Origin of the sequence: Agathobacter rectalis ATCC 33656 (assembly GCF_000020605.1) — a bacterium.
Classification (GTDB): domain Bacteria; phylum Bacillota; class Clostridia; order Lachnospirales; family Lachnospiraceae; genus Roseburia; species Roseburia rectalis.
Genome location: NC_012781.1, coordinates 241,699 through 259,588, shown reverse-complemented (window position 1 = coordinate 259,588; position 17,890 = coordinate 241,699). Strand labels below are relative to the sequence as shown.

Below are 17,890 nucleotides of genomic sequence, written 5' to 3'. Positions count from 1 at the left end.
ATAGAACTAAATCTTTATATATTTATCCTACTTCTTTGTTGGTATCGCAGTAACCAATCTTACAAATCCATCGTTGTTTTTTATCCACACAAATACAACATCTATCTTCTTCCCATTCGCTCCTACTATAGATATCAACTGATTGTATTTAATTCCATGTTCCGTAACAGCCGTCTGGACAGCCACATTTTCATCAAATACAATCTGTTTTGCAAGTTGTCCTGCATTTTCTTTTGTAAAACCTAATGCTTTTTCAAACCAATTCGCTTTAGAACCTCCTACAGGATGATCTTTATTTAATAAGTAAGTGTCCAATTTCTTTTCTACACTTTCTTTTTGAATGGCTAATGCAACATCATCTACAGAACTGTCTCCATCTGCCATATCCATTTGCAACCATGAAATTACACCGTTTGGCAAGTTCTGAATTCCCAAATACCGATACATTTGAATTCCTTGAACAATTCCAAATGTTTTTACATAATATGCCAGCCCTTGAATATTGGCAAGAACAACAGGTGTAACCTCGGCCACTACCACAATTGCAATGACTAACGCACCAACTTGTGCTACTGTTGTTAATACTGTATATACATCACATACACAATAAATTTCCCAAGATAGATTAATATCTGCTTCCGATAAAACCGTTCCTTTAAAGAAACCACTTTCAGTTCCTTTTGGAACTTCACTCCAATTTTCATTCCACCATATACCGCTATGCTTATAATAACGACTTTCTCTACCAGCAATTTTCTGGAATACATTTTCCCTTGTGACTGACGACAAATTATGCATATATAACTTGGAACCTTCATTATTCATGATTGCAATATACGTTAGTTCCTCAATGGTAAAGGCTTGCTTTTCATTATTCGCTACATTTTGAATAATCTGCCGAAATTGCTCTATTGGAATCGGGTTGTCTACTTTTCCATCTACCATCTGCATTAAATTGTCTAAATAATCAAAAGATGTGCAACTTATATTGTACCAGGTTCTTCCTGTATTAAACGCAATAGATGAATCATTCTCTTTTATAACAACAGTATCGTATTTTGTTGGTTGCAAATCATCGATATCACTTAATGTATCACCATCCGTATCTCTTTTTGACGGATTACTGTAAAAAGACCATGTATCAATTTCCTGCATTTTCTTTGTATACGGGTTATAAGCATGCACCTTGTAACTGGACTTTAATTCAATGATATCTGGTATACCATCATCGTCCGTGTCAATGGTTTCATCTCCTAAAGTAGGATCCTTGTCTAATGATACAACAGAACCGTTGGATAATCTTATCCAGCATCCCTGATTTACTTGTTCTCCCATTTTAGTAATTAATGGAGCAAGTGCAGATGCAAAATTTTGATTAATATTTGCAGTAACTCCATCGGTCTGGCTAACAAGACTATTGTATGTAGAATAATAAGATGGCGTTGTAACCACCGATACAACAAGCTCTTCTTCTACAAGTCTTCTTATCTCATCTGTAAGTGTTGCACCAGAATCTACAGATGTACCATTTTTATAATTTGCATCTGTTAAAAGTATTACATATTTTTTTACTCCTGTACGATATTCCATATTTCTTGCACAATACAACGCATCTACTACGGACTCCGGAGTATCTCCACCACCACTTACACCCAAAGTAGCTAACTCACTTTTAAAGGAAGATACACTTGTATACCAATCATAACTTTTGGTGGAACCAATTCCATCTGCATAAATATCTCTATATTCTACTAGTCCCAAGCGAATATCAACCTTATTTTCTTCCAGACTAGATACAACTGTCTCTATGTTATTTTTAACATTTTGTATTTCATTTCCCATAGAACCAGTAGTATCAATCACAAATACAACATCGGCTTTGCCTGCTTCAATAATACTATCTTCATTTTCCCAATCAATATTAAAAAAATAATCAGGCACCGATACTACCATATAAGTACTATAGTGACTAACTTCTGCTGATATTGTGCAATTGTCCATATTATGTGTTGTGTCTAATAATTCAAGTGCATTCTCTTCTTCGTTGTACCAAGCAATCGCTAAGTCGGTTAATTTATTTTTTTTCAAAATTTCATTACTGATTGTAAATGTTAATTGACTATTTTCAAAAGACAAGTCTTCATCATGAATAAAATCAAACGCAGTTCCTACAAGACAGTCAATATCCATTATTGTAGCATCATTTTCCAATGCCGTTGCATATATTTTTTGACTATAATCTCCTTTTCCCGTTATTTGAATATTGGGTAATGTTCCAACTTCTTGAAGCTGATATTGTTCCACCGTGTCTATTCTAACCGCTTGTGTTACGATTTCTTGGCTATCTATAACTCCATTTCCATCTGTATCAGAACTTAAAGGATTCAATCCACAAGCGATTTCTGTTCCGTCACTCATTCCATCCTCGTCTGAATCGTATTTTATAGGATTTGTCTTATGTAGATTAATCTCTTCATAATCATTTAATCCGTCTTCATCCGTATCTTTTGAAAATGGATTGGTATCATATTCATATTCCTGTGATAATGTCAAACCATCTTCATCGTAATCATCCGCCAACCGGATATTATCAATCGACAAACCTTGTAACAATAAATTTGTGTATATTGCTCTTTCCAAATAATTTTTTTCAATCTTGCCATCAGAAAGTTCTACATATTCAGTAGTATCTATTTCCCATGAATATAATACACAATTTTCTGCTACATTATTTGCTGAACCACCATGTCCATTAAATCCAAACAAAACACTCTGTCCGGCAGTAATATTCGCATTATATCCGGCATTTCTTATTACATAATGATTTCCTTCGTGGGACTCAATAACAGCATTCCAAATATTTGTTATTTCTCTTTCAAAATCAAACTCTAACACCCAATCTTCTAATGTCTTGTCCGTATTATTCGTAATCTGAATGCTACCTGTGAAACCACTTCCCCAATCACTATCAACCTGATATTGTACAGAATAATCTTCCTCTTGAACCTCTTTATTTTCTCCTACAACATTAAAATTTTCTGGGAACTCATTAAATGCTGTACTACCTGAAATACCAAATTCTATGCTTCCTCCAACAACAATATCCTGATTCCAGTCGGCATTCTTAATAATATATTGACTTTCTTCATGTGTAGAAATCTCTGCATTCCAAATATTGGTAATTTGATCATCATATTCAAATGATAAATACCAGTTCTGTATCGTATCATTTCCTGTGTTTTCAACCTTGACATTTGCATTATAACCGGATTCCCAAGAAGATGTTACCGAAAATGTAACATTATAATTTTCACCTTCATAAACTTTTTCATTCGCCACTTTTTTATGCTTTTTATTACGTGGCTTATCTTCAACTGGTTCCACGTTATTTCCCGAAACAGAAGTATCTGTTATTTCAATATTTTCTGTCGATACTTCATTTTCACTTCCCGCTTCGCTAATTGCAATAATTTCCTGAATTTCACTGGTCGTTTCATTTTCCTGAGCGAATGCAGTTACATTTACTGTACTAATACACATTACGAATGCAAGCACCCCTGCTAAGATTCGTTGTTTTAATCTCTTCATAATACATTAACCTCCTAAAATTAAAAAAGCTGCAATGATAACCATTGCAACCGAACCGTCAATATAATAAAATACGTGTATTTTATTTTATTACTTAGACTTCATGTTTTGCGTCCTTACGTTTCCATAAGTTTGCCCTAATTTGATTATTAGCTTAATAAAATACAGTCTCACTTCCTTTCACTAAAGATATATTCACTGCAAAAGTATACTATATTATTTACCATATTTCAACAAATTTTACAGATGTCTTGTTTATCCAAAAATGAAATTTTAAATTCCACCACCACATTTGGTGGTGGAATTTACTCCCGCACAGTAAAGGTTTACTCTTTCATATAAAAATGGTAAGGTTATCTTTCTTTCTGACAGCAGTAGAAAGAAGGATATCCATGAGTAAATATATTCCAGGAAACCAGAAGCACCTTTCCCTTGAAGACCGTATCTATATCGAAAACGAACTGAACAAGGGAGAAACCTTTAAGAACATTGCCCGCTTTCTTTGCAAGGATCCAACAACCATTTCCAAAGAAGTAAGGGCTCACCGTCTATCCGACTGGTATCACAAAGGTACTTTCTATAATGCCCATAACTTTTGTATTCATCGCTTCCATTGCCGGAAAACCAATGTCTGCGGAAAAATCATTCTCTGCGATGTAAAATGCACTTCCTGCCCCACCTGTAATCAAACTTGCAAGGATTTTGTGAAGGAACAGTGCAAAAGACTGGATAAGGCGCCCTATGTCTGTAATGGCTGCACAAAAAAGATAAATCATTGCACCATCGCCCAGAAATACAGATACGATGCACGTTTTGCTGATAGAAAATACCGTGAAAAGCTTTCCGGTTCCAGAGCCGGTATAAACATGACAAAACATGAATTACGCAAAAAGGATGGCATTGTTTCTCCTTTAATCGAGCAGGGACAATCTCCATATCAAATCATTACCAATCATCCAGAACTGGATATGTCAGTCCGTTCCTTGTACACCTATCTGGATCAAGGTCTGTTTACAGCCAGAAACATTGATTTAAAACGTAAGCCCGGCTTCAAGCCACGAAAGTGCCATAAAACACAGATTACAAACAGAACCGTCTTCGAGAAAAGGTTATTCAGTGATTTTAGTGAGCTGCGGTTATCCTCTTTTGTAGAAATGGATACGGTACACTCATCCAGAGAATCCAACAAGACGTTACTGACCTTTTTCTTCACTAAGGAAAAGCTGTTCCTTGCCTTTCTCCTGAATCGTTGTACTAAAGGCGCTGTCCGGCTTATTTTTGACCGTTTAGAAAAACGTATGGGCACCTATGAGTTCTTATCTGTCTTTGAATATATCTTGACAGACAGAGGTTCAGAATTCGGAGATCCTGTCGCTCTTGAAACAGGACTGGATGAAATTCAGCGTACCAGCATCTACTATTGTGATCCCATGCGTAGCGGACAAAAAGGAGGTCTTGAGCAAGCTCACACCATGCTTCGCATGGTGCTTCCCAAAGGAACTAGTTTTGAATTTTTGACACAATGGGATGTGAATCTAATCGTGAATCACATCAACTCCACTCCAAGGGAAAGTCTTAATGGAAGCACGCCTTATGACGCCGCATTAGAGACACTCGGAAAAGAAACCCTAAACGCATTTCAGCTTAAGCGCATTGACCCTGATTTGGTCAATCTAACGCCTAAGCTGATTCGCTTCAACCATTAACAACCACTTAGAAATCTGCTGTCGGACTGGAAATTAAACTTTCACATTTTCCTCACATGACCGGTGGAATTTAGTCTCGCACACTACCTTCCAGTGGTCCGTTTGTCATACCATCAAATCAGTTTTTTCCAAGAAGTTACTCCTATTATAACAGAAATAAGCGTTTTGAGCTTATAAAACTCTTAGAAAATCAAGAACTTTTAAATGAGTGTGGAATTTACTTCTGCACTGGAATTTACTTTTTCAAGTTAGCTGTCTTGTTTATCCCTTTCATTGAAATGTATTAAAAGCATCTCATCCAGTCCCAACTGCTATTTTTATAATTTATTACAAATTGTTACCAGATTTTCTTTCCCTTATTTTTTCCCTTATGAGGGTTCATAACCAAGGGTAAAACGGTATAACACGATACAAGATGTGATGAATAGGACACCAACAAAAACTTTAGTGTTTTCAAGGGTCTGCCGAGATTTTTATAACAAGATATAACAGTTATTAAATCCCTAAAAATACCTCAAGTGAGAATTCAAAGTTTCTGTTCCCTACACATTTAAATTTATAAAATCACAGCCAAAAACAGGGCACATCTTTTAACTGCAATACCTTATTCGTGAATTTCCAAGGGTAGATTGTCCGGATCATGAAAGAATGTCATTCTTTTGCCTGTGTAAGTATCGAGTCTAATCGGCTCAGTTATGATGCCCCTTTTATTCAATTCTCTTACAGTATCATCGACCGAATCTACAGCAAAGGCAAGATGCCGGAGACCATAAGCCTCTGGATAACTTGGACGCTTCGGACAATTTTTAATGATAAAAAGTTCTAATTCTATCTCATCGAGTTGAAGATCAATTTTATAATCATCACGTTCCGGTCTGTAATTTTCTCGAATAATAGAAAAACCTAACAGATCCACATAAAAGTGCTTTGATTTCTCATAGTCGCTCCCAATAATGGCAATATGATGAACTTTTTTTAAATTCATGGTGTATTTACCTCTCTCCTACTTTGTTTGAATACATGAAATAATGTATCACAATGATACTATTTTGTAATATATTTTCTCAAAAGCTTATAAGTATTCTCCACGCCATCCATATGTGAGCGCTCATAGTTATGCGATGCATAAACTCCTGCACCGATAAGCCCATGACGGATATCATATCCGCTGTGCAGTGTTGCCTCAACATCAGAGCCGTAGTGCGGATAAACATCGATTGCATAGTCAAGCCCCTCGCTCTTTGCCAGATTTGAAAGCTCTGTAACAAGCTCATAGTTGTAAGGTCCGCCTGAGTCCTTAGCACAGATTGAAACCATATGCTCTGTACAGCCTAGGTCTGCTCCAACGCAGCCCATGTCTACGGAAATCATCTCCTCAGTATCAGCCGGTACAAAGCTTCCGCCATGGCCTACCTCCTCATAAACCGTAAAGAGCAGTGTGACCTTGCGGTTTAGCCTCCAGCCCTCCTCCTTTACGGCATGAGCCACACCGAGTAAGATGGCGGCTGACAGCTTATCATCAAGGAAACGGCTCTTGATATAGCCGCTCTCCGTGATGACTGTGCGCGGATCCATGGCGATAATATCCCCTGTCTGGATGCCAAGTGCCGCCACCCCCTGCTTATCATTTACATTTTCATCGAGCAGGATTTCCATATTTTCTTCCTTTGTCTCGACCTTTTCATCTGCCACATGTGCCGATGGCTCTGTATTTAGCACCACGCCTGTGTACATTCTGCCATCACGCGTAAAAACCATGCAGTTTTCTCCATCTGCTGTGCTCCACTGATGACCACCGATAGTTGTTGGGCGCAAACGTCCGTTATCCTTTATTGAGCGAACCATGGCTCCAAGCGTGTCCACATGCGCTGCCAATACCAAAGGTGCTCCAACTCCACCGATTTCCACGCTGACATTTCCTTTATTTGAAAGCTGTGGCGCATATCCCATAGCCTCAAGCTGCTTCATCAGATAGTCTGTGGCATTTTTTGTGAAACCTGTAGGGCTTGCTATTGATGTGAGTGCTTTGAGCTGTGTTCCGATATATTCTTTAATCTTTTCTGTTGACATAATTGTTATCTCCTGCTTTATTACTGTTTATTAACTGCATTATAACATCTCATTTTTGCGCATGCAATCCGTATTAACCGTTGTTTGTAGTTGTTTGTAGTAGTACACCTGTTCGCAAACCGCGGGTACCATGGTGCACACACTATCCCACGTTCGCTACGCTACGCAGCTAAGAGGCTGTACGAATTGTGCCCAAGGTTTTCTTAACTCGACGAAACCGTCGAAACTCGCCATCCATGGCTCGATTTCTCCTTGCCTCGGCGTCCATGCCTCGGCATTTCTGCTTTACATAGCACAATTCTACAGTCTCTAAGCAGCTCCGCTATTCGCTTTCGCGGGATAGTGTGTGCTCCAGGGTACCCGCGGCTTGCGAACGATACTCAATAATTTAACGTAAATCCACTTGCAATTAATGCTCAATAATTTAAAATATATCCACTTGCGATCAACCTGCAACAATGCTATTCTTAGGATATGAATACACAGAATACAGCTAAAGAAATTAGTGATAATAATATAAATACAAATTCCAACACAAAAATAAAAATCTGCGGTCTGACTTCACCTGCTGAAGCACGGTATCTCAACGAAAATCACGTTGATTTTGCGGGTATGGTGTTATTTTTTCCAAAGAGTAAGAGGAATATATCCATCGAACAGGCAAAGGATATTATGGCAGCCCTTGATGCTTCCATCAAAAGGGTTGCGGTTGTCGTTTCGCCATCCATAGAGCAGATAAGGCAGATTGAGGCTGCAGGCTTTGACTATGTCCAGATACATGGGGAAATTCCGGAGACAGAGGCGGAGGCAGCAATAGCTATCCCGATTCTTAAAGCCTTCAATGTCTCTGATATGGACAGCTATGAAAAGTATCACAACGATTCACGCATCGCAGGCTATGTGTTTGATGCCATCGAACCCGGCAGTGGAAAAACCTTTGACTGGAAGCTGGTTGACAATATCCCCCGCGATGAAAAGCTGCTGCTGCTCGCAGGTGGCTTAAATCCAGACAATGTGCGCATGGCAATTGAAGCCGTGCATCCTGACGGAGTCGATGTATCATCAGGTGTGGAAAATGATGACAAAGCGGGTAAGAATCCGGACAAGATACATGATTTTGTTGCGGCAATAAAATCATAAAAAAATCCACATACATCTCTTTCAACATGATGTATGTGGATTTTTTTATGAAATTATGTAACTATTATTTTTCTTTGCCAATCTTGAAAAACAGATTTGCCTTGATGAGCACCGGTCTCAGTGCCACATACACGATTGTTGCAGCAATCACCGATATCACTGCATTGACTCCTGTTGTGGTCACGCTCCATGCGATTTTGAGCTGTGCCATCGGCTTTCCGAGGATAAGCATATCGTAAAAATAGCTTATTATCGGGTCAAAAATAAAGTTGAAGAGCATTCCTGCACATGCTGCAAGGACTGTCCATTTAAATACATGCTTCTTGTCTGTTGAATATGTAATCTTTCCAAGCTTGTGTGCTACAAGACCGGTGATAACACCAATCATAAGCTTGAGGAAAAATGTCTTTGGTGCTCCGGTGATATATATCGGGTCAAGTAAATCACCGATTGTCATTCCGATTGCTCCACCGATTCCTCCGTATACTCCGCCTAAGAGCAAAGCTGCAAGTACTACGACTGCGTTGCCAAGGTGAAAGGATGTGGCGCTGCCACCCGGTAATGTGACCTTAATCTGTAAAAATGTGAATATGACATATGATAAAGCTGCCATAAGTGCTGTAAGTGTGAGTTTTTGAACTTTTTCGTTTCTCATAAAATGCCTCCATTTGATTATATGTAACTATTCAAAATCTGCTGCTTACATCCAAGCATGATGCATCAGTTTTTTTCTCAATAGTTCTTAATAGTTATAATTAAAGTATATAATACTCTTATGTGGCATCAAGTATATATCCAATTTTATATAAATTTATATATCCAGTTTATCTAAAGTCCATTTACTCCTGTGGTTTAATGCTGCCATAGTGTTTTTTCAGCATTTCTATTATCACCTGCTGGCTCTGCTTCGAGTGGGTGATAGCGTAATAGCTTCCACCAAATTTTGCCTTGCGCTCTTCCTCATCTATTCCTACGCTTCGTCCCTTTTCGGTGACACGCTTTATCTTGTTCCCGTCTTCTGTAACTTCCTCCAGATATCCCTCTGCAATAAGAAGCTCGTTTATAAACGAGGCTGCAAGCTTTTTGTGCTCCTTATCCGCAGGACACAGCTCATTTATTTTGTTCGTAAGCTCTGTAAGCCTGCATTTGTCGGTGAGCTCTACCTCATCAAGCCTCTGTGGCTCGATGTAAAACGGAAGCTTCTTTTTTCTCGTGCTGCCGATTTCAACAGCCTCCTCATCACTTAAAACAGTCTGTGGTCTTTCACCGGTCGTACTGCCTGATGGATTTGGGTTATCTGCAACAAATGAATTTACCGCCGTCACAAACGCTTCACCATAATTTTGTATCTTCTGCTCACCCATTCCGTACACATCGGCAAGCTGTTCCTTATCCCGCGGCAGCTTCGCGCACATATCCTTTAAGGTCTTGTCGGAGCAGATGATATACGGAGGCACCGACTTTTCTGCAGCAAGCTCTGTACGCACGCTGCGCAGCTTTTCAAACAGCGCAGCACCAAGCTCGTTAAGCCCTGCAAGCTGTGCTGCCTTTTTGCGCTTTTTGCCGGTTTCAACGTATGTCTCCTCCTCTTCATCCTCCACAACCACACAGTTGCTGCATTTGTTGCAGATGCATGGCGTTGTATCTCCGAAATATGAAAGTATAAACTCTCTCAGGCATTTGTCCGTTTCACAGTAATTTATCATCTGCTGCAGCTTCCTCCTGTCATTGGCTGTCTTTTGCATGTCGGATGCCACATCGCCTGCTGAAGCCTTATTTTGCAGAAGGAACTTGTTTATCATGATATCCTGCTTTGAGAAAAACAGCACACATTCCGCTTCCTCACCGTCTCGCCCCGCCCTTCCGGCCTCCTGATAGTAATACTCGAGGCTCTGTGGCATGTTGTAATGCAGCACATATCTCACATTTGACTTGTCGATTCCCATTCCAAATGCGTTTGTGGCAACCATCACACGGATTCTGTCGTATGTAAAATCCTCCTGATTCTGCTTACGTTCATCATTTGAAAGCCCTGCGTGGTAACGGCCCGCCGAAATACCCTGCTCATTTAAAAGAGTATACAGCTTATCCACATTCTTTTTCGTTGCGCAGTATATTATTCCACTTTCGTCCTCATGCTTTTTCACATAATTGATTATACTGTTGTCCTTCTGGCTGCCTCCCTTTCTTGTAACAACCCTGAAAAACAGGTTAGGTCTGTCAAACCCAGTCACCATAGTAACCGGATTGTTAAGTCCAAGCGAAGCCACTATATCATTTTTCACGCGCTCCGTGGCGGTCGCTGTAAACGCACTGACTATCGGTCGTCTTGGAAGTCTCGTTAAAAATCCGGCAATTTCCAGATAGCTCGGTCTGAAATCCTGTCCCCACTGCGATATACAGTGTGCCTCATCAACTGTCAGCATCGATATGTCCGCGTTGCAGGCAAAATCCAGAAAACGCGGCGTGTTGAGGCGCTCCGGAGCGACATAGATTATCTTGTATCGCCCCTGTGAGGCATACGAAAGTGCCATCCTTATCTGGTTTTCGGTCAGTGAGCTGTTGATATAGGCGGCATGCACTCCTGCCTGGTTTAAAGCCTTGACCTGATCTGACATAAGCGAGATAAGTGGCGAAATGACAAGCGTAATTCCTTTAAGCATAAGCGCCGGAAGCTGGTAGCACAGCGATTTTCCTGCGCCTGTCGGCATGATACCGAGCACATCGTGCCCTGCAAGTATGCCGTTTATGAGCTCCTCCTGCCCTGTTCTAAGACTGTCGTAGCCAAAGTATTGTTTGAGTGTCTGGTTTATGTTCATTTATGCTTGTTGTCCTCCCTTAGCTGCACGATAATCCTGTAGACCTCAGGCCTTCTCTCCTTCAGATGCTTATCAAGCAGGTGTCTCCTCTGTGCAAACCGCTCTGCAAGCTCCGGATGCTCTCTTGCTATACGCTCATGCACCTCGCGACGGTGCATCTCGATATCTGCCGCAAGCGTGTGCACATCCTTTCCTGATATGTTGACGATTTCTTTCAGATGCTCCTCCAGATGCTCCAGCCACTCATCCTGGTCAAACTCATCCATATGCGCCCAGCGGCCATGCATGATTTCCTCTATATCCTTTGTCTTTTTGAGCTGTTCTATCTGAAGCTTTATCTGCTTTTCAATCTGCTCCTCACTCTCGGCGCCAAACGCCCAGACAAACTCCTGCACTCTGTTGTCAGCACGCTTTCTTGAGGCACTGCGCTCCTCGTTATCTACGCCACCCTCAAGCGGATAAGGTCTGTTTATTCCCATATCCTTTAGCGCAATATGTATTGTCCTTCTGACACAGCCCTGCTCAATTAAATAACCTAAGCCCAGCTTCCTGAGTTGCTCGTTGAGCTCTGCAATGTGCTCTGTTATGTATAGCTTTACACCTTTTTGTTTCAGTGAGCGGTAAAGTGACTCTATGCTGTCAGCTCCTGTGATATCAATACTTCCGATAGCTCCGGCATCGATTATGACAGCTTTTGTATCATGCTTTAGGTGGTCCTCAATATCACGCACAAGTACCTTTGCATTTGCAAAAAACAGGCCGCTCGAAAATCTGTAAATAATCACACCGTCAATCTCGTGGATGTTTGTGCTCTCCCTGATATCGCGGAAATGACTGTGTCCCGGCTGCACACCGAGAAAGCAGGTGGCCGGCTTTGCGCTTCTGATTATCATCTCGGCAAAAGACAAAATGATTCCTATCAAAACTCCGTTTATCGTACCCAGAATAAGTACTCCGAAAAAAGCACCAACAAATATGAAAAATTCTGTCCTGCTGACCTTCCACAGTCTCTTTGCCAGATGAAACTCCGTGGCACCCATGAGCGCTGATATGACAATCGCCGTGAGCACCGGAACCGGCAGATATCCTATAAAGCCTGTGCAAAAAAGAAGCACTGCTATCATGGAAACGCCTGCAACAAGCCCTGTGAGCTGTGTCTTACCCTCGTACTGCTCGCTCATCGCAGTTCGTGACACTGAACCGTTTATCGGACAGCAGCCCGTAAAAGCCGCAGCCATATTTCCTATGGAAAATGCCAAAAGCTCCGTGTTATCATCTATTCTGTATCCGTTTTTCTGTGCGAAATTGTTTTCTGCCAGAAGTGTCTCTGCCATGATGACAACAGCAACCGAAAGACTTAAAACTATTACCTCTGAGGCCTTTTGAACTGAAAAAACTGCCTCGAAATCCGGTATATACCACCGCGGCATGCCGGGCTCAACTGCTGAAAGAGTCGGCACTCCCCACTCCTTTACCGGTCCAAAATATGTAAAAAGCGCGCCTGTTACCATGAGCACAACCGCCATAGGAAACTTTGGAACAAGCCTCTTACTCACAACCAAAATGGCAAGCGCTACAATCCCCATGACAAGTGCGGCTGCATTTATGTGGTGTAAGGCCTCCCATATATGCTCAGACAGTTCAAAAAGCTCTCCGGTTCCTGCCGCAGAGCCCATGAGCTTTGGTGCCTGCATCAGTATGATTGTAGTACATATGCCTGTGATAAATCCGCCCATAACCGGCGCAGATATGTAGTTCACCAGCTTTCCGGCATTCATGAAGTAAAATGCCAAAAGCCACAGTGCCACAAAAAATGTAAACACCGGTACAACCGTCATGGCCTCTTTGCTTCCTGCCTCTATTCCCATGCCAAGCACTGCTGCTCCGACAAGCGCCGCCGGAGCAGCATCCACACCGAATATAAACTGCGGTGATGTGGAAAACAGAGCAAACAATATGATTGGGAATACCGAGCCATACAAGCCATATACCGCCGGTAGCCCGGATATCTGCGCATAGCCCATCGATATAGGAATCGAAACCGCCATGATGATGATTCCCGCAAGAATGTCCTTTGGGAGATTTTTCTTGTCGTAGTTTTTGAGTGTTGGTGCAACTGATAATTTTTGTTTCATTTAGATTTGTGCCTTCTTTATCAATACTTTCTTTCCTTCAAATGCGAAACCATAATGTTGAATTGCTTCTCTTTTATATCCTCGTTCCAAAAGCTTTGCATCATAATTTTTCTCTTCAATCTGCTTCAAAGCACTATCCGCAGTCATATCCAGTGATGTCTCCTCTTGCGAATCAATAACCTTAAATTCTATTATTACAGCCTGCGAATTTTTATCACGTGGAATGATCATCACATCATATCTGCCATAGCCACTTTCACGGTTTGACTGCACTTCATATTTATCTCTAAGCTCGACCAGCAGGCCTAAGACAAAACCATGATAAAATCTCTCCGGTTCAGATTTTCCCGAAGGATGCTTTCCGCTGTCAAAGCTGCTGAAGGTAGATAAAGCGACCTCATTCATGTATATGTTCATTTCCTTTACATTGCCTCTAAGCAATGCCCTTATGAATCCATTATAATTCGAAACAGAGGCATTAAACCATCCTCTGAACATATTTGAAAACATACTTACGGTTTCAAGATTTGTAATGCTCAGATGATACCACGGTTCAAGCGTAAGACCTCTTTTTTCTAAGGAATCAACCTTTAAATAACCGCTGGCAAGCAAAAGACTCCAAATGGCATTTTCATCGTTATCGAGCTGTTCAAACACCAGTTGTTCGTCAATGCTAACCTCCACAGAATCGCCTTCCAGAAGTGTTTCCATCATAGATTTTATTTCTGCAGATGCTGTTCTGATCAAACGATTTACCAGACCGTTTGAGCTGGTAGATGCCCAGTATGGACTTATCTGTTTTTCCTTTAGAAAATTCGTTATAGACCATGGATTATAAATATCACTGTGATTTCCAAATTTAAAACCGTCATACCATTTTTTTACAGTATCTTTTTCACCGGACAGACCATACTCTTCCATTGCATCAAAAACTTCATTCTCTGTAAATCCAAAGCTCGTTGCATAACTGCTTGAGGTCGTGGTTATTACATTCAGATTATTGAGGTCTGAAAAAATTGATTCCTTTGATACACGCGTGATTCCTGTCATAATAGCACGCTCCATATACGGATTTGTCTTGAACGTTGCATTAAACAGGCTTCTTATATATGCAGTAAACTCATTCCAATATCCATGAAGATATGCCTCCTGTATAGGAGTATCATACTCATCAAGGATAATTATCGTCTTCTTTCCCCAGTAACGATGAAAATACTCACACAAAATATTTAATTTTAATCCACTCTCAGCATCACCCATCCTGGTATTTGTTCCTTCAAAATCAGCTATTTCGTCTGCTGTCAGAGTATCCCCCTCAAGCAGATATCTGTGCCTTTTGTAAACAGCCTCTATCTGTGCTTTTATCTGGATTTTTGCATCTCCCAGATTGTCGGCCTTAACCGAAGCAAAGCTCATAAAAATCACAGGATAAGTACCCTGAATTTTTCGATAGTCCTCATCCTCCCATATAGACAATGAATCAAACAAATCGCTCCTGTCCTTATACTGATTTGAAAAAAAGCAGTTAAGCATGCTCATATTAAGTGTTTTTCCAAAACGCCTCGGACGCGTGATGAGAGTCACATCATCCTTTGAATCCCACCATTCCTTTATAAAGCTCGTTTTGTCCACAAAAAAGCAATTATCTTCTATAACAGAAGCAAAATCCTGTTTCCCAATACCAATCGTTTTTACCATATCTGACTCCCTGTATAGTCTCAAATCATTGTTTTATATATGATATTATAGCCAATACAATTATGCACTGCAAGAAACAAATATACTCTTCTTAATCACGTTTTTAAACATAGATTAAGAAGAGTATAATCTCTTTTATCGTATTAAATTATAACTACTTAATCACAGCCTCAACCTCACCCTTCTCAGGCATCACGCGAAGTGCGCCCTTTCTCGTAGTAATAAGAGAAGCTGCCGCATTTGCGAATGTGAGCATCTTTTTCACACCGTCATCCTTCCGGTCATTGATACCATGCTCCAGCACATCGTGAAGCAGGCACGCACAGAAGGTATCTCCTGCACCTGTAGTCTCGACAGTGTCATCTCGCAGGAACGGAGCTGCCTCCACGATATGTCCGTCAAAAAATGCCATACTTCCGTTTTTGCCCATGGTGGCACAGATAAACGGAATGTGATACTCATCTATGAGCTTCTTCACACCTGTCTTTATGTCCTTTTCGCCTGTCATGAATTCAATCTCATCATCAGATATTTTTAAGATGTCACACTGACTCAGGCCCCAGCTTATCTTCTCTTTTGCATCGTCCATGCTCTTCCAGAGCGGTTTGCGCAGATTAGGGTCAAAGGAAATCAGTACGCCTGCCTCTTTTGCGGCAGCTATTGCATGCTTTGTCGCATTCTCACAGATCTTATCTGTCATTGAAAGACTTCCGAAGTGGAAAATTTTTGCGTTTCTCACAAGGGATAAATCCACCTCATCCGCTGTCAGCATCATATCTGCTCCCGGATTTCTGTAAAATGAGAAATCTCTGTCTCCGTCTGCTGCGGTCTGGACAAATGCAAGAGTGGTATGGACATTATCATCATAGCGCACGCCTGTTGTGTCGATGCCCTGCTCCTTTACGGCATCAACAAGCAGCCTTCCGAACGCATCCTGTCCCACTTTTCCGATGAAAGCAGTCTGATGACCGAGCTTTTGAAGCATGGCAAGCACGTTACATGGAGCTCCACCCGGATTAGCCTCAAAAAGCTTATTGTCCTGCGCACTTGTACCGTTTTCTGTAAAATCTATAAGTAATTCACCTAATGCAACTACATCCATATTGTACCTCTTTCTTTCCTGTCAAAATATTATGTATATTATTCTACAAATAACCGGACCAATAATTTGTCCGGTTATTATTTGTATGCTCTACTGATATGCTTTCATATTATAAAATTATATCATATTATATCATATTTTTCAATATCCACAACAGCACTTCCGTCACAATTAAAGCTGATTCCGTCTGCCTGAAGAGGTGTACAGATAGCTGTGGTTGCGACCTGCTGTCCGTCATTGATAAAGAGCTCTATAGACTGTCTGTCCATGATGAAACGAAGCTTTAGCTTTCTGTCTGTATCTGCGATTTTAATTTTTCTGACACAGACGACATCCTTTGTGACGCCACAGCAGGTACGATCAATCTCGAGCACGCCTGCGACTCTGTTGTAGGTAAACGCTGTACTATACTCATCATCGCATGCCATTTCAACAGTGAAGTCATGGTACTCCTCGCCTGAAAGCTCCACTGTCATGTCGAGAGTGCGGCCCTTTATGCCATCAAAGGTCGTGTAGCAGTCTATTTTTTTATCTGTATAATGACACTTGTTTGCACGATAATTTTCTATTTCCTTAACCGGCTTCTGCCAGATGCGGCCGTCCTTTATTTCAAGCTCACGAGGCAGTGTCATCATGCCCTGCCAATCCTGCGAATCAGGAACGACACATGCATCCCATGACTTCATCCAGGCAATCATCACACGGCGTCCGTCCGGAAGCAGTGTAGTCTGTGGCGCATAAAAGTCCATGCCATAGTCAAGAGTGTGCGGCTCTTCCTTGATAAATACATGATTTTCTTTATCATAATCCCCCAGAAAATATACAGAGTTGTGTCCGTTATGAAACTCATATTTGTCTGCCTTCATACTCTGCGGTGAACAGATGAGCACATGCTTATCCTCCAGCCCAAAGAAGTCCGGGCACTCCCACATGGTACCTATTTTGCCGGTGCTGTTTGCCGCAAGGATTGTCTCAAACTGCCAATCGGTCAGGTTTTTTGAAGAGCAGAGCACTACCTGTCCCACATTGTTTAAGTCCTTGCTTCCAACTATAAGATAATATGTGTCATCCTCTTTCCATATTTTAGGGTCACGGAAATCGATTCTGCTGCAGTTTTCAGGAAGCATATCGCCTGTCACAACAGGATTATTCTCATGCTTCACATAATTAAGTCCGTCTCCAAATGCGATGCACTGGTTCTGTCTCTCCTGCTCACTACCGTCAGGAAGTTTAATCCTTGTGACACCTGTGTATACAAGCACATGCTTACCATCTGCCTCAATGGCACTTCCTGAGAAACATCCTTTTTTATCATATTCCTCGTCAGGTGCCAGAGCACACGGAAGCTGCTCCCATTTAATCATATCGCCTGTCGTACTATGCCCCCAATGCATAGGTCCCCACTCACGCAGATATGGATAGTACTGATAAAACAGATGAATTTTTCCGTTATAGACAGAAAATCCATTCGGATCATTAATCCATCCTGCCGGTGCACTGATATGAAACAAAGGTTTACTCTCTTTATCTGTAGCAGCTATTTTTTTTGCCTCGTAGCTTCTTGCTTTTTCCAATAATTCGCTCATTCAAATCCTCCAATTCTGTTTGCTTTGCCGGTAATACAGAATTATG

General features: G+C 41.1%; 11 protein-coding genes and 1 riboswitch. Of the genes, 2 read left to right on the top strand and 9 right to left on the bottom strand.

Features of this window, described 5'->3' with window-relative positions:
* Positions 1-27 precede the first annotated feature (27 nt).
* Positions 28-3,588, bottom strand: coding sequence for a cellulose binding domain-containing protein (locus tag EUBREC_RS01215; RefSeq protein ID WP_012741193.1), 3,561 nt, complete (start codon positions 3,586-3,588; stop codon positions 28-30).
* 42 nt (positions 3,589-3,630) lie between these two features.
* Positions 3,631-3,735: riboswitch (cyclic di-GMP riboswitch) on the bottom strand.
* A gap of 245 nt (positions 3,736-3,980) precedes the next feature.
* On the opposite strand from EUBREC_RS01215, the gene EUBREC_RS01210 reads away from it, so the two are divergent.
* Entirely contained in the window at positions 3,981-5,294 is a 1,314-nt protein-coding gene (locus tag EUBREC_RS01210; RefSeq protein ID WP_041253786.1) for an IS30 family transposase, read from the top strand.
* 604 nt (positions 5,295-5,898) lie between these two features.
* Here the strand turns inward: EUBREC_RS01210 and gloA2 are convergent.
* Together gloA2 and EUBREC_RS01200 are read right to left on the bottom strand one after the other, a co-directional pair.
* Entirely contained in the window at positions 5,899-6,279 is a 381-nt protein-coding gene (gene gloA2 / locus EUBREC_RS01205; protein ID WP_012741190.1) for an SMU1112c/YaeR family gloxylase I-like metalloprotein, read from the bottom strand.
* Between the two features lie 59 nt (positions 6,280-6,338).
* Positions 6,339-7,364, bottom strand: coding sequence for a M42 family metallopeptidase (locus tag EUBREC_RS01200; protein ID WP_012741189.1), 1,026 nt, complete (start codon positions 7,362-7,364; stop codon positions 6,339-6,341).
* A 474-nt stretch (positions 7,365-7,838) separates the two neighbouring features.
* On the opposite strand from EUBREC_RS01200, the gene EUBREC_RS01195 reads away from it, so the two are divergent.
* Positions 7,839-8,504: a phosphoribosylanthranilate isomerase gene (locus tag EUBREC_RS01195; protein ID WP_012741188.1), complete on the top strand. Its 666-nt coding sequence runs from the start codon at positions 7,839-7,841 to the stop codon at positions 8,502-8,504.
* 64 nt (positions 8,505-8,568) lie between these two features.
* Here EUBREC_RS01195 and EUBREC_RS01190 read toward each other — a convergent pair whose 3' ends face one another.
* The 6 genes from EUBREC_RS01190 to EUBREC_RS01165 all read right to left on the bottom strand — a co-directional run bounded on the left by EUBREC_RS01190 (position 8,569) and on the right by EUBREC_RS01165 (position 17,844).
* On the bottom strand, positions 8,569-9,159 hold the full coding sequence (locus tag EUBREC_RS01190; protein ID WP_012741187.1) for an ECF transporter S component: 591 nt from the start codon (positions 9,157-9,159) through the stop codon (positions 8,569-8,571).
* A 184-nt stretch (positions 9,160-9,343) separates the two neighbouring features.
* Positions 9,344-11,323 (bottom strand): RecQ family ATP-dependent DNA helicase, encoded by a 1,980-nt coding sequence (locus EUBREC_RS01185; RefSeq protein WP_012741186.1) that lies wholly within the window; start codon positions 11,321-11,323, stop codon positions 9,344-9,346.
* Positions 11,320-13,458 carry a SulP family inorganic anion transporter gene (locus EUBREC_RS01180; RefSeq protein ID WP_012741185.1) on the bottom strand — a complete coding sequence of 713 codons (2,139 nt, stop codon included), beginning with the start codon at positions 13,456-13,458 and terminating at the stop codon, positions 11,320-11,322. The genes EUBREC_RS01185 and EUBREC_RS01180 overlap by 4 nt, the downstream gene beginning before the upstream one ends.
* On the bottom strand, positions 13,459-15,156 hold the full coding sequence (locus EUBREC_RS01175; RefSeq protein WP_012741184.1) for an AAA family ATPase: 1,698 nt from the start codon (positions 15,154-15,156) through the stop codon (positions 13,459-13,461).
* Positions 15,157-15,310: 154 nt separating this feature from the next.
* Positions 15,311-16,258, bottom strand: coding sequence for a carbohydrate kinase family protein (locus EUBREC_RS01170; RefSeq protein WP_012741183.1), 948 nt, complete (start codon positions 16,256-16,258; stop codon positions 15,311-15,313).
* 122 nt (positions 16,259-16,380) lie between these two features.
* Entirely contained in the window at positions 16,381-17,844 is a 1,464-nt protein-coding gene (locus EUBREC_RS01165) for a glycoside hydrolase family 32 protein (protein WP_012741182.1), read from the bottom strand.
* Positions 17,845-17,890: the final 46 nt, after the last annotated feature.

Coding starts and splice junctions, on each gene's coding strand:
- EUBREC_RS01215 (WP_012741193.1), bottom strand. CDS start 3,588: ATGAAGAGATTAAAACAACGAATCTTAGCAGGGGTGCTTGCATTCGTA.
- EUBREC_RS01210 (WP_041253786.1), top strand. CDS start 3,981: ATGAGTAAATATATTCCAGGAAACCAGAAGCACCTTTCCCTTGAAGAC.
- gloA2 (WP_012741190.1), bottom strand. CDS start 6,279: ATGAATTTAAAAAAAGTTCATCATATTGCCATTATTGGGAGCGACTAT.
- EUBREC_RS01200 (WP_012741189.1), bottom strand. CDS start 7,364: ATGTCAACAGAAAAGATTAAAGAATATATCGGAACACAGCTCAAAGCA.
- EUBREC_RS01195 (WP_012741188.1), top strand. CDS start 7,839: ATGAATACACAGAATACAGCTAAAGAAATTAGTGATAATAATATAAAT.
- EUBREC_RS01190 (WP_012741187.1), bottom strand. CDS start 9,159: ATGAGAAACGAAAAAGTTCAAAAACTCACACTTACAGCACTTATGGCA.
- EUBREC_RS01185 (WP_012741186.1), bottom strand. CDS start 11,323: ATGAACATAAACCAGACACTCAAACAATACTTTGGCTACGACAGTCTT.
- EUBREC_RS01180 (WP_012741185.1), bottom strand. CDS start 13,458: ATGAAACAAAAATTATCAGTTGCACCAACACTCAAAAACTACGACAAG.
- EUBREC_RS01175 (WP_012741184.1), bottom strand. CDS start 15,156: ATGGTAAAAACGATTGGTATTGGGAAACAGGATTTTGCTTCTGTTATA.
- EUBREC_RS01170 (WP_012741183.1), bottom strand. CDS start 16,258: ATGGATGTAGTTGCATTAGGTGAATTACTTATAGATTTTACAGAAAAC.
- EUBREC_RS01165 (WP_012741182.1), bottom strand. CDS start 17,844: ATGAGCGAATTATTGGAAAAAGCAAGAAGCTACGAGGCAAAAAAAATA.